The following is a 12,892-nucleotide window of genomic DNA, read 5'->3' on the forward strand; positions in this document are numbered from 1 at the left end:
TCTCTTAAAACGATTTATGCATAGGATTTAACTTGAGAATGATGGCTTAAGTTGTAATCGACATTGCGCATCATCTAGATCACTTAAAAATTCACTACTCATTAAGTAATTCAACTCGTAATGGCGATAAGGATGCAGCGCATCTCGGTGATCATTTGAGTGCAGACCAGGATGGCACATAATTAGTCCGCCATTATCACTCTGGTATAAAAATTTTTTAAAGTAATAACGATAATTTTTAGCTCTAGCAAAATTATAAATCCCAGCAAAACTTGAATTCGCTGAGATGAGTTGTTGTCTTAATAGTTTTTTGAAAGAAAAACCACCTAGGAGAGAAATCGCCTGAGCTTTAGGAAAGTTAGCGCAGAGTAAAAAATCTCGCCAATGACTACTAGTGTTGCGACAAAAGGCAGTTAATTTTTTTTGCTTATAAATGCTGATTAATGCATCGCGAATAATCGGTAATTGATGAATGTGTTGATGACCATCAATAAAATCAGGAAGCCTACCGGTGGAATTGCTAAAAGCATCAAGTTGAGCACAAATTTCAGCTTCAACGCATTCTTTATTGAGAAAGCCCAAATAACTTTGTTTAATGGTTAATGAATGACTATTAAAATGGGGAGAGTATTTTTTTCGCCATTTTGTGCTGAGCGCTTGACCTAAACTCAAATTTAAATGCAATCCAAGATAAGTATCCTTGTTCACCTGTTTTAACTCATGATGAGTGTTTTTCCAGTCCGGTAAATTAACTAAGCAACTAATGGCATTTATGCGTTTCTTTTGTGCTAATAATAGAATGCCTTCACTGATGGTTTCATTTTGCGCGTAATCATCGGCACAAAGTATCAACTCTCTAATCATAAATTGCCTGTAAAAATCGAGCCTTAGTGAATTTAAGAAAGGTTTTCGAAGGTTTCATGAGTTATTTCTTGTTTAATGTAATATAAAGGTCGATTTTTGGTTTCTACAAGAATTCGACTAATGTATTCAGAAATTATTGCCAAAAATAAAAACAAAACTGAAAACAACCCCGAGGTTAAAAAAATAATTGACGCAATACCATCTGCGAGTTGCTGATGAGTAAATAATTTTTCAATTAAAATGAATCCAGCGTAAAGCATCATAATCGCACTAATGAAAATGGACAGGAAGGACATTGTGCGCAGTGGTCGAGCTGAGAATGAGATAATTGAATCTAAAGATAAATGAATAAGTTGCTTTAAATTATACTTTGATTTTCCTCCTGCTCTTGGAGGGCAGTGATAGGGTAGTATCGCAGTCTTAAATCCAACGTAGGCAAACATCATAACAAGATGGCGATTACTCTCTTTCATTTTTTTAAGAGATTCAACTACTTTACGACTAAGAAGACGAAAATTTCCCGTATCACCTTGCATATCAAACCCAGTCATTTTTCGCGTAAAACGATAGAAAACTCTTGCCGAAACTCGTTTAAATCGGGTTTCATGATCACGATTAGTGCGTGATGCGCAAACGACGTCATAGCCTTCTTTTGCTTTTTTAACTAAGTCAGGAATGAGGTGTGGAGGATGCTGTAAATCCGTATCCATCAAAATGACGAAATCACCTGTTGCATGATCAAGGCCAGCTGTGGATGCAATTTCATGTCCGTAATTACGAGAAAATGAAATTAAGCGAATATTTTTATTCATTTTAATAGCGGGGGTGCAACGCATCAAAGTATGATCCGTTGAGCCATCATCGATAAGAATTAACTCATAATTTTTATAGTGCGTTTCCAATACCTCAATTGTTTCTTGAAGATAGGTTTCTATAACCATTTCTTCGTTATACATTGGAGCTATTACAGAGATCTTGCTGTGCTGAAACATAAGTAGAAGTATAAGATAAAGAAGTGGCCATCAATCTAGCGATAATCAATTTATATTTCAAGTGAATGAGCAATGTTTTTTAAAGTCACCTGGCAGAGTAGAAATTCCTAGAAAAATGAGAATCTTATAACTATGTAATGTTGTCATTCACAACCTACAGTAATTTCAGTAGAATGAAGGTCATTTTTTAAGGATTAGAGGGTAACTTATGGCTGTCAGCGTACATACAATAGATTTACGACATTTAGGCATGAAGGATCTGGAGCAGGTTGGAGGCAAAAATGCTTCTTTAGGAGAAATGATTAGCCACTTATCTTCTGCAGGCGTCTCTGTACCTACTGGATTTGCGACAACCGCTGATTCTTTTCGTGAGTTTTTAGCGAATGACGGCTTGGATAAGAAAATTTATGAGTTATTGCAAGCCTTGGATCCCGATGATCTGTCCGCCTTAGCCTCGGTTGGAAAAACAATTCGCGAGATGGTTATCAAGGCCCCATTTTCTGCTGACTTTGAAAAGGCTGTGCGTAAATCCTATGAAGAACTGACGAAAACAATCGGTCATAATGAGTTTAGCGTCGCAGTTCGCTCATCAGCAACCGCAGAAGACTTACCAGAAGCTTCTTTTGCTGGCCAACAAGAAACCTATTTAAATGTACGTAGTATAGAGGATGTGTTAGTCACTATTAAACAAGTCTTTGCCTCACTCTACAATGATCGAGCCATTACTTATCGTGCTCATCATGGTTTTGCCCATAATGATGTGGCTTTATCTGCTGGTATTCAACAAATGATCCGCAGTGATTTGGCTGAAAGCGGTGTTATGTTCACTATGGATACGGAATCAGGTTTCGATCAGGTCGTATTTATTACTTCTTCTTATGGTTTGGGTGAAATGGTTGTACAAGGTGCAGTCAACCCCGATGAATTTTATGTCCACAAGCCAGGCTTAAAAGCAGGTAAGCCTGCTGTGATTCGTCGTAATTTGGGTTCGAAAGCGCTAAAAATGGTTTATTGCAATGACAAAACACAAAATCGTCGCGTAAAAACAGAAGATGTTCCTCCAGCAGAACGGTTAAAGTTTTCTTTAACCAATGCAGAAGTTGAACTTTTGGCCAAACAAGCATTGATTATCGAAGCACATTATGGTCAACCAATGGATATTGAATGGGCAAAAGATGGAGAAAGCGGTAAATTATATATTCTGCAAGCTCGCCCAGAAACAGTAAAAAGTCGAGCAAACAAGCAAGTTTTAGAGCGTTATACCTTAAAGCAAAAAACAAAGGTGTTAAGTGAAGGTCGCAGTATTGGACAACGCATTGGACAAGGGCGAGCAAGAATTATACATGACATCAATGAGATGCATCGTGTGGAGCCCGGTGATGTATTGATATCGGATATGACCGATCCTGATTGGGAACCAGTAATGAAACGTGCTGCAGCTATTGTCACTAATCGTGGCGGTAGGACTTGTCATGCGGCTATTATTGCACGAGAGCTAGGAATCCCTGCTGTGGTTGGTTGTGGTGATGCGACACGCGTGATTCGCGACGGCGATGAAGTGACTGTCAGTTGTGCAGAAGGCGATATCGGCTATGTCTATGAAGGTTTATTGCCTTTTGAGCGAGTAACTTTGGATGTTAACACCATGCCCGATTTACCGCTGAAAATCATGCTCAACGTAGGAAACCCTGAGCGTGCATTTGCTTTCCAATCAGTACCCAATTCTGGCGTTGGCCTGGCGCGTCTCGAGTTTTTGATTTCAAATACTATCGGAATTCATCCCAAAGCTTTACTGGAATATGATAGTTTACAAGATAAAGAGTTGAAAAAGCTTATCGCTGATAAAACCGCGGCTTATGCTTCGCCAGTAGAATATTATATTGAGCGTTTAAAAGAAGGGATCGCTACTATCGCTGCAGCGTTTTATCCAAAACCAGTGATTGTAAGGCTGTCCGACTTTAAATCCAATGAATATGCCAACCTTGCTGGCGGTAGTCTCTATGAGCCTCACGAAGAAAATCCTATGCTTGGTTTCCGGGGTGCCTCACGTTACGTCTCAGACAATTTTGCAGATTGCTTCGCGTTAGAATGCCAAGCTGTTCGTCGGGTGCGGGAAGACATGGGACTTAAAAACGTTGAAGTGATGATTCCATTTGTTAGAACTGTTTCAGAAGCCAGGGAAGTCATTCAAGTGCTTAAAAAGCATGGACTTGAGCGTGGTAAAGAAGAGTTAAGAATCATTATGATGTGCGAACTACCTTCAAATGCTCTTCTGGCTAGCGAATTTTTAGAGTATTTTGATGGATTCTCTATCGGCTCAAATGATCTCACGCAACTTACCCTGGGCTTGGATAGAGACTCCGGTCTAGTTGCCTCTCAGTTTGATGAACGAGATGCTGCGGTCAAGGCTTTGTTACATATGGCCATTTCTACTTGCAAGAAAGCAGGAAAATATGTAGGAATTTGCGGCCAAGGACCTTCAGACCATCAGGATTTTGCGCGATGGTTGATGAATGAGGGAATTGATAGCGTGTCCTTAAATCCTGATTCAGTATTAGAAACTTGTTTATTTCTTGCTGAGCAATAGTTATGTTGCTAGGTGCTAAAACTTGGGCTTCGTTAGCAGGGTATGTTCCTGCTGTTTTTGCAGAAAGCCCAACAACGCAACATCATGATCCCATTGCGCCAGTCATTTTATGGGTAACGCTTATTTTTTTGTGCGCACTGATTGGACGCTATCTTGCCGCGCGCTGCAAGCAACCTGCGGTATTAGGTGAGTTACTCATGGGAGTTTTATTAGGTAACCTTTGTTACTTTCTAGGCTCCAATCTCATGATAGTTTTACGCGAAGGCTCTGCGGTTTTTAATATTATGCGAGATATGTTGAGTGGATTTCCGCTCGTGCAAGCAGTAAGCGACAGCATTCATAATCCCTATTATGCCAATCAAGTCACTCAGGCCCTTAGCCAGGGTAATGGGATTGATTTAATGAAGATTGCTTATGTTTTAGATATTTTCTCCCGTTATGGCGTTATTTTCCTTCTGTTTAAAGTGGGACTTGAAACATCCATAGAGGAGTTAAGGCATACGGGGCGAGAGTCACTCCAGGTGGCTGTCATTGGTGTTATTGCTCCGATTATACTCGGGTATGGTGTCTCTTGCTTGCTATCACCTGGCTCCAATTATAAATCTCATCTTTTCGTAGCAGCAACCTTATCAGCCACAAGTATTGGAATTACTGCTCGCGTACTCTCAGAAATGAAAAAATTACGTACTCGGGAAGCAAAAACCATTCTTGGTGCGGCAATGATTGATGACATTTTAGGTCTAATCCTCCTTGCTGTAGTGAGCTCGGTCGTACTCAGTGGCGTGGTTGATGTATGGATGGTGACGAAAATTATTATTTCGGCCATTGCCTTTTTTGCAGGCGTTGTATTAATTGGTCCCTGGATGATCCGCAAGTCGATAAAATTTTTTCAATTTTTAGAGCTTTGGGAACTGAAGCTATTTATTGCTTTTATTTTTGTAATGATGCTGGCTTGGTTAGCAACACTTGTCCATCTAGCAACAATTATAGGCGCTTTCGCCGCAGGACTTATTTTACATGAAGGATTTTTTGAGTCTGAAAAACATGAGGCCCGATCAGAGAGTATTAAAAATCTCATCGCCCCTCTCGAGTCCATCTTAGCTCCTTTATTTTTTATGCTGATTGGCATCCAAGTGAAGCTGGAATCCTTTTTTGATTGGCAGGTATTGTTGATGGCGAGTGGGCTAATCGTTGCTGCAATACTTGGAAAACTCATAAGTGGTCTGGGGGGAGCGGCAAAAGATGATCGCTGGTTGATAGGAATTGGCATGTTACCACGTGGAGAAGTAGGACTAGTGTTTGCATCAATCGGTAGAACCCTTGGCGTGATGTCAGATCAGCTTTTTTCAGCAATCGTCTTTATGGTTATTGTGACGACCTTTATAGCCCCTCCACTTTTAAAAGCACGCTATGTGCAGAGAGGCTTAAAGGCAAGTAAAAGCCGTAAAGGTGTTAAAGAATGAAACCACAGCAATCCGAAATTTTAGCCGATGTTAAGCGAGCCTTGCATGAAGATGTTGGTACTGGCGATGTAAGCGCTGCGCTTATACCCACTACACTTATCGCGGATGCTGAAATTATTTCACGTGAACCGATGCTAGTTTGCGGTCGTTCTTGGGTTGAGGCTGTTTTTGCTGAAGTTGACTCATCAATTGAACTAAATTGGTTGGTAAAAGAAGGGGAGTGGCTTGCTAAACCCGCAACCTTGTGTCAAATCAGGGGCCCTGCGGCAGCAATATTAACGGCAGAAAGAACTGCTTTGAATTTTTTCCAAACCTTAGCTGCCACAGCAACCCAAACTTATCATTATCTCCAGGCGCTTAAAGGTACTCGTACACGATTGTTGGATACCCGTAAAACACTACCTGGTTTACGTCTTGCACAAAAATATGCCGTTGCTTGTGCTGGAGGTGTCAATCATCGCATGGGCTTGTATGATGCTATTTTAATTAAAGAAAATCACATCAAAGCCTGCGGCTCCATTAACAAAGCTATCAAACAAGCACGTGCACTGAAAGAGCATTTATTTATTGAAGTCGAAGTGGAAAATTTTGATGAATTGCAGGACGCTTTAAATGCTAAACCCGATCGCATTTTACTTGATAATTTTTCTCAGGAAATGATCGCAAAAGCAGTAAAAATAAATCAGTCTTATCATTGTGAATTAGAAGCTTCAGGGGGCATCAATTTATCAACGATCGCTGCTATTGCGCAAACTGGAGTAGACTATATTTCAACAGGAGCAATGACTAAATCAATCCAAGCGATTGATTTAAGTTTATTAATTAGGGACATCCAATGAATCCACGAATCGTTTTTACCGGCGGAGGGACTGCAGGTCATGTAATTCCCAATTTACCCTTGATAGAGGCCTTGCAGGACGAAGGCTGGCAAGTTGATTATATCGGCTCTGAGGATGGCGTAGAAAAAGGAATCATTAGCCCTTTAAATATTTCTTATCATGCAGTACAGAGTGGAAAATTAAGACGCTATTTTAGCTGGCAAAACTTTCTTGACCCCTTCAAGATTTTTCTTGGCATCGGCCAAGCCTATTACTTATTGCGAAAACTCAAAACAAATGTGGTTTTTTCTAAAGGTGGATTTGTTGCTTTCCCTATCGTTTTTGCCGCTTGGTTAAATCGTATTCCAGTGATTGCTCATGAGTCTGATATGAGTCCTGGGTTGGCAAATCGTCTAAGTTTTCCTTTCGTTAATAAAATTTGTGTGACTTTTGCTGCAGCAAAACAACATTTTAAAAATCATCAAGAAAAAGTAGAGATCACCGGAACACCAATACGCCAAGAATTATTTAACGGTTCCAAAGAAGCTGGTTTAGCTTTATGCGGTTTTAAAGCAGATAAGCCTTGTTTACTGGTTGTAGGGGGCAGTCAAGGTTCTATGAGGCTGAATAAGGTAGTCAGAGACGCTTTACCCTCACTGATTGAACATTATCAAATTATTCATTTATGCGGCAAAGGAAAGTTGGATGCTAGCCTTCAGAGTCAAGGGGATTATTGCCAGTTAGAGTATGCTAATAAAGAGCTCGCTGACTTGTTAGCTGCCGCTGATGTGGTGGTTTCGCGTGCAGGTGCAAATTCAGTTTATGAAATTCTCGCTTTGCAAAAGCCGCATATACTGATTCCTCTGTCGATTCAAGTTAGTCGCGGTGATCAAATTCAAAATGCTCGTTATTTTCAAAAACTAGGTATAAGCCAAGTATTAGATGATGATACCCTGACGGTCGAGCTGTTTTTGCAAGCAATTAATGAAGTCAACCAAAACAAAGATGAAATTATCAAAAAAATTAAAGCGTTAAGCATTCAATCCGCAACGCTAAAAATCGTGGCCCTCATCAAGGAGCAGATGCATGTTGAATCCGCAAAAGCTGTATGACTATATCAGCCGTGAATGGAAAGAAACCATTCTGCCTAGTTTATGTGACTATATAAAAATTCCTAATAAATCGCCTCATTTTGATAAAAATTGGCAAGAGCATGGTTACATGGATCAGGCAGTGGATCATGTGGCAGCTTGGTGTAAGCAACATGGTCCGACCAATATGAAATTGGAAGTGATACGATTGCCGGATCGTACTCCTTTATTATTTATGGAAGTACCAGGACAAACCGAGGAGACTGTATTGCTTTACGGGCACCTCGATAAGCAACCCGAAATGACAGGATGGCATGAGGATCTCGGTCCGTGGAAACCCGTTATTAAAGATGGTCGTCTCTACGGGCGAGGAGGGGCGGATGATGGCTACGCTGCCTATGCCTCAATTGCGGCGATAGGTGCTTTACAAGCACAGCAGTTATCCCACGCTCGTTGCGTTTTAATTATTGAGGCTTGTGAAGAAAGTGGTAGTTATGATTTACCTTATTACATTGATGCCTTAAAAGACAAAATTGGCGAACCTTCATTGGTCATTTGTTTAGATTCCGGTGCCGGAAATTATGAACAACTTTGGATGACTACTTCTTTACGCGGTAATGTTGTCGGTGAATTATCGGTTGAATTACTCACTGAAGGAATTCATTCAGGCTATGGCAGTGGTATTGTGGCTGAGAGTTTTCGTGTGGCTAAGCAAGTGCTTAGCCGCGTTGAAGACGAGGATAGTGGTGAAATAAAGTTGCAGGAATTGCATTGTGATATTCCGAAGGAGCGTATTCATCAGGCTGAGGTTTGTGCGGAGGTTTTAGGCGAGGAAGTCTATAATGGTTTTCCTTTTCACCCTGGTGTTGAACCAATTACAAAAGATAAAAAGCAGCTTATATTAAACCGTACTTGGCGCCCAGCTTTAGCGGTTACTGGTGCTGAAGGATTTCCTGCACTCGCCGATGCAGGCAATGTATTGAGACCCAAAACGGCACTAAAAATATCAATGCGCTTACCTCCAATGGTTTCTCCAAAAAAGGCAGCAAAAGCATTACAGAAAGCGTTGATCGAAAATCCACCCTATCACGCAAAAGTTACATTTCGCATCGATAATGCGGCCGCAGGATGGAATGCTCCACCCTTGGTGCCTTGGTTAGAAAAGGCAGTCGATGATGCCTCCATGGCGTTTTACCAGAAGCCCGCAATCTATATGGGGGAGGGGGGGACAATTCCTTTCATGGCGATGTTAGGTGAAAAATTTCCGCAAGCACAATTTATGATAACTGGAGTCCTCGGACCTCATTCAAATGCTCACGGACCTAATGAATTTTTACATTTAAAAATGGTAGAAAAATTAACGAGTTGTGTGGCCTATGTTCTAAATCGTCATTATGAGCAAACAAGGCTCGACAGTTAGAAAAAATACTGCGATACTTTGGTGCCTCTACAGTGTGTAGAGGCAGCAAACGTGGTAAGAAAACCACATTAGTCCAATCAACAAGGAGCTTCAGATGAAAGCAAATTTATTTGCTATTGTTTTGTCATCATTTATCGTTTGTCTTTCTGTTCATGCAGCAAGTGAACAATTGAATAAATCCTCCACAGCACCCGTGCAAAAATCGCAAAGCCAAATTGATTTAAATAAAGCAGATACCAAGGTTTTATTTAGAGCAGTTAAGGGGATAGGCCAAAAGCGAGCTGAGGCAATTGTGAAATACCGCACGGAACATGGTCGTTTCAATTCAATCGAAGACTTAGCGAAAGTACCTGGATTTGGTGAGCGATTTGTTAAAAATCATCTTATTCAATTGCAAAAACTGTTCACAACCAACTAATTTTTGCTACAGTAAATTTTAAGGCGGCGATGCCGCCTATTTTTTGATTTAGATTGAAATAAATCTTTCTTGATATCAGTCGATTTTTATTTCAATATAGGTTAAAGTGTTCGCCAAAAAAAGAACGAGGTAATTAGGCTCATGTTCAGGAAATTGCGGGGCGTTTTTTCCAACGATTTATCGATTGATTTGGGAACTGCTAATACGTTGATTTACGTACGAGATAAAGGGATAGTTTTAAATGAACCTTCAGTCGTTGCATTACGCAATGAATCAGGTCAGAAACGAGTAGCAGCCGTTGGCCTAGAAGCCAAACGCATGCTTGGAAGAACTCCTGGAAATATTAATGCTATTCGACCAATGAAAGACGGCGTGATAGCCGATTTCTTTGTTACCGAAAAAATGTTGCAACATTTTATCCATAAGGTTCATGAAAATCGCTTCCTAAGGCCAAGCCCGAGGGTACTAGTTTGTGTACCATGCGGCTCGACACAAGTCGAAAGGCGTGCGATTCGTGAATCAGCAATGGGTGCTGGAGCACGCGAAGTATTCCTTATCGAAGAGCCTATGGCTGCGGCCTTAGGGTCTGGAATGCCAGTTGAAGAAGCAAGTGGCTCGATGGTTGTTGATATTGGTGGCGGTACAACAGAAGTAGCTATTATTTCTCTAAGCGGCATTGTTTATCACCAATCTGTACGCATTGGCGGTGATAAGTTTGATGATGCGATCGTTTCTTATGTACGCCGTAATTACGGTACTTTAATCGGTGAAACGACGGCTGAACGTATTAAACATGAAATTGGTTCTGCCTACCCAAGCCGCGATCTTTTTGAAATAGAGGTAAGAGGTAGAAACTTAGCTGAGGGCGTACCTCGTAGTTTTACTCTAACCAGTGCAGAAATTCTGGAAGCGTTACAAGAACCTTTATCAGGAATAGTCGGTGCAGTAAGAGCTGCTCTAGAGTTAGCACCACCTGAGTTGGCAGCGGATATTGCTGAACGCGGAATGGTTTTGACAGGCGGTGGAGCACTCTTGAAAAATATGGACACCTTATTGATGGAAGAAACAGGCCTGCCCGTGCTGGTTGCAGAAGATCCGTTAACCTGCGTTGCACGTGGTGGTGGTAAAGCCTTGGAAACAATGGATCTACGCGGCGGTGATTTCCTCTCAACAGAATAATTCTAAAAACAGGCTATTTGCCAAAGGCAAACATAGAGCATTTAGTTTTGTGTTTGCCTTGATAATATCAGCCTCGTTAATGTTCTCAGACTATCACTATAGATATCTCGATAGTGTCCGTAGTGGTTTTGCTTTGCTGGTTTCACCTTTGCAATATGCAGTGGACTATCCAGTGCGGGTTATAGGCTGGATCCAATCATTAGTTAGTGCCAAAAAAGCACTTATTAGTGAGAATATGCAGTTACGCTATCAACAAGCGATGCTTGAAGCAGAATTACAAAAACTCTTAGTCATTAAAGAAGAAAACTCACAACTTAGAGAGTTATTGCTCACTTCATCGAAAGCGAGTATGCGCGCAATGGCAGCGCAAATTTTAGCTGTAGATACCAGTATTTCCCGGCAATTGGTTGTGTTGAATAAAGGAAAGCGAGATGGTGCCTATACCGGGCAACCTGTACTTGATGCAAAAGGTGTAATGGGTCAGGTTATTGACGTAGGGTATATGACAAGTACTGTTTTGTTGATCTCCGATGCGAAATCTGCTGTTCCTGTAAGAAATAATAGAACAGGTGAAAGAGCTATTTTGATGGGAACCAATAATATGAGTCAGCTGTCTTTAGCCAATTTGCCTAGAACTTCATCGATTGAAAAGGGTGATTTACTGGTCACCTCTGGGCTTGGTCGTCTTTATCCCGAAGGTTATCCAGTTGGGCGGGTGGAAAATGTTAAGAGTATACCTGGTGAGGCCTTTATTAAGGTTGACGTGAGCCCTATTGCGCTGCTTAACCGAAATCGATTAGTTCTTCTCATCTGGCCTGACAAGGAGCAAGCAGAATTAACTGCTCAAATTAATGAACGTATGGATGCAATAGGAGCAAATGCATGAGTTCCTTAAGTTTGCGTTTGTTCATCGCTACTATTTTTGTACTAGCTTTAACTATTTTACCTTTTCCAGAGTTTTTTTTAGGGCTTAGGCCACCATGGGTTTTAATCCTTATTTTATACTGGCAGTTTTTTTTACCTGATCATTTCAATGTCATTATTTTACTGATTATTGGTTTGGCTCTTGATGTTTTACTCTCAACAGTTCTGGGAGAACATGCCTGTGCATTGTCATTAGTTACTTGGTTAGCAAGCTCCAAAGCCCGGCGATTTCGTTTATTTACGATGGGACAGCAAATGGCGTTGGTGGGTTTCTTCTGTTTACTCTATCAAACAATAATTTTAATGATTGATGCCTCACTTGGTTATTATTATGGTTTCCTCATGTCTTTAGGCAGCACAGTGATCTCTATCTTACTATGGCCTTGGGTACGACTGATCGCGGACGACACCTTAGGAAGCAAAGTGCCTCGATTGGGTGGTTAATTCGAGCACTTATCTCGGTTTATTTCTAACCCCTTCGGAATACGCGAAGCATTTAGCGCCGACGCGAAGCCTTATTTGTTTTACTAGCATGCGTTACCATTCTACACTCACCAGGTTGTAAGTCTCCTAAAGACCACTCAGCAATACGGTGTCGCACTAAGCGTAGGGTCGGGAAACCAATAGCGGCCGTCATTCTGCGGATTTGATGATTTTTCCCTTCTTGTAAAATGATTTCAAGCCAGCTGGTTGGTACTGTTTTACGGAATCGTACCGGAGGTACTCTTGACCATAGCAAAGGTTCTTCAATCAGTTTAACAACCGCAGGCAAAAATTGCGTTTGCTGAATAACTAAACCTTGGCGAAGTGGTAATAAGTCTAGATCACTAGGAATTCCTTCCACTTGAACCCAATAATATTTTTGTTTATTAAAATTTGGATCCGTTAGGCGATGCTGTAGTTTTCCATCATCAGTTAGGAGTAACAAGCCTTCGCTATTCTTGTCTAAACGACCTGCGGCGTAGAAATTTGGTAACTGAATATAGTTAGCTAAGGTTTCCTCTTTAGCGTCACCAGTGAATTGGCTTACTACACCAAAGGGTTTATTAAATAATAAAATCGAACTCATAAATACCTTAAATCTTAGATACCCAAGTTATCTTGGGTATTGAGATTAGAAAAATTAACAAATGATG

12 protein-coding genes are annotated in these 12,892 nt (G+C 40.9%); 9 read left to right on the forward strand and 3 right to left on the reverse strand.

Going from position 1 to position 12,892, the window contains the following annotated elements; all coding sequences use genetic code 11:
* Positions 1–27: 27 nt before the first annotated feature.
* Both Ldro_RS13045 and Ldro_RS13050 read right to left on the reverse strand, forming a co-directional pair.
* Positions 28–864 (reverse strand): ChbG/HpnK family deacetylase, encoded by an 837-nt coding sequence (locus tag Ldro_RS13045; protein ID WP_058496864.1) that lies wholly within the window; start codon positions 862–864, stop codon positions 28–30.
* A gap of 32 nt (positions 865–896) precedes the next feature.
* Complete coding sequence (locus Ldro_RS13050; protein ID WP_065235940.1) at positions 897–1,856, reverse strand: glycosyltransferase family 2 protein; 960 nt, start codon at positions 1,854–1,856, stop codon at positions 897–899.
* A gap of 208 nt (positions 1,857–2,064) precedes the next feature.
* On the opposite strand from Ldro_RS13050, the gene ppsA reads away from it, so the two are divergent.
* The 9 genes from ppsA (at position 2,065) to mreD (ending at position 12,200) form a co-directional block, all read left to right on the forward strand.
* A complete protein-coding gene (gene ppsA, locus Ldro_RS13055; RefSeq protein ID WP_058496866.1) occupies positions 2,065–4,443 on the forward strand; it encodes a phosphoenolpyruvate synthase in 2,379 nt (792 codons plus the stop codon).
* Positions 4,444–4,448: 5 nt separating this feature from the next.
* Complete coding sequence (locus Ldro_RS13060; protein WP_058496953.1) at positions 4,449–5,906, forward strand: cation:proton antiporter; 1,458 nt, start codon at positions 4,449–4,451, stop codon at positions 5,904–5,906.
* A complete protein-coding gene (gene nadC, locus Ldro_RS13065) occupies positions 5,903–6,745 on the forward strand; it encodes a carboxylating nicotinate-nucleotide diphosphorylase (RefSeq protein ID WP_058496867.1) in 843 nt (280 codons plus the stop codon). The genes Ldro_RS13060 and nadC overlap by 4 nt, the downstream gene beginning before the upstream one ends.
* Positions 6,742–7,836, forward strand: a complete 1,095-nt coding sequence (locus Ldro_RS13070) for an undecaprenyldiphospho-muramoylpentapeptide beta-N-acetylglucosaminyltransferase (RefSeq protein WP_058496868.1) — start codon at positions 6,742–6,744, stop codon at positions 7,834–7,836. Before nadC ends, Ldro_RS13070 begins: the two co-directional genes overlap by 4 nt.
* On the forward strand, positions 7,811–9,235 hold the full coding sequence (locus Ldro_RS13075; protein WP_058496869.1) for a M20 family metallopeptidase: 1,425 nt from the start codon (positions 7,811–7,813) through the stop codon (positions 9,233–9,235). Before Ldro_RS13070 ends, Ldro_RS13075 begins: the two co-directional genes overlap by 26 nt.
* A 94-nt stretch (positions 9,236–9,329) precedes the next feature.
* Positions 9,330–9,653 (forward strand): ComEA family DNA-binding protein, encoded by a 324-nt coding sequence (locus tag Ldro_RS13080; protein WP_058496870.1) that lies wholly within the window; start codon positions 9,330–9,332, stop codon positions 9,651–9,653.
* A gap of 141 nt (positions 9,654–9,794) precedes the next feature.
* Positions 9,795–10,832 (forward strand): rod shape-determining protein, encoded by a 1,038-nt coding sequence (locus Ldro_RS13085; RefSeq protein WP_058496871.1) that lies wholly within the window; start codon positions 9,795–9,797, stop codon positions 10,830–10,832.
* Complete coding sequence (gene mreC, locus Ldro_RS13090; RefSeq protein WP_058496872.1) at positions 10,810–11,718, forward strand: rod shape-determining protein MreC; 909 nt, start codon at positions 10,810–10,812, stop codon at positions 11,716–11,718. The genes Ldro_RS13085 and mreC overlap by 23 nt, the downstream gene beginning before the upstream one ends.
* A complete protein-coding gene (gene mreD, locus Ldro_RS13095; protein WP_058496873.1) occupies positions 11,715–12,200 on the forward strand; it encodes a rod shape-determining protein MreD in 486 nt (161 codons plus the stop codon). Before mreC ends, mreD begins: the two co-directional genes overlap by 4 nt.
* 52 nt (positions 12,201–12,252) lie before the next feature.
* On the opposite strand, the gene Ldro_RS13100 is transcribed toward mreD, so the two are convergent.
* On the reverse strand, positions 12,253–12,825 hold the full coding sequence (locus Ldro_RS13100; protein ID WP_058496874.1) for a pseudouridine synthase: 573 nt from the start codon (positions 12,823–12,825) through the stop codon (positions 12,253–12,255).
* Between the last annotated feature and the right edge of the window lie 67 nt (positions 12,826–12,892).

The organism is Legionella drozanskii LLAP-1 (assembly GCF_001467585.1).
In the GTDB taxonomy this organism is placed as follows: domain Bacteria; phylum Pseudomonadota; class Gammaproteobacteria; order Legionellales; family Legionellaceae; genus Tatlockia; species Tatlockia drozanskii.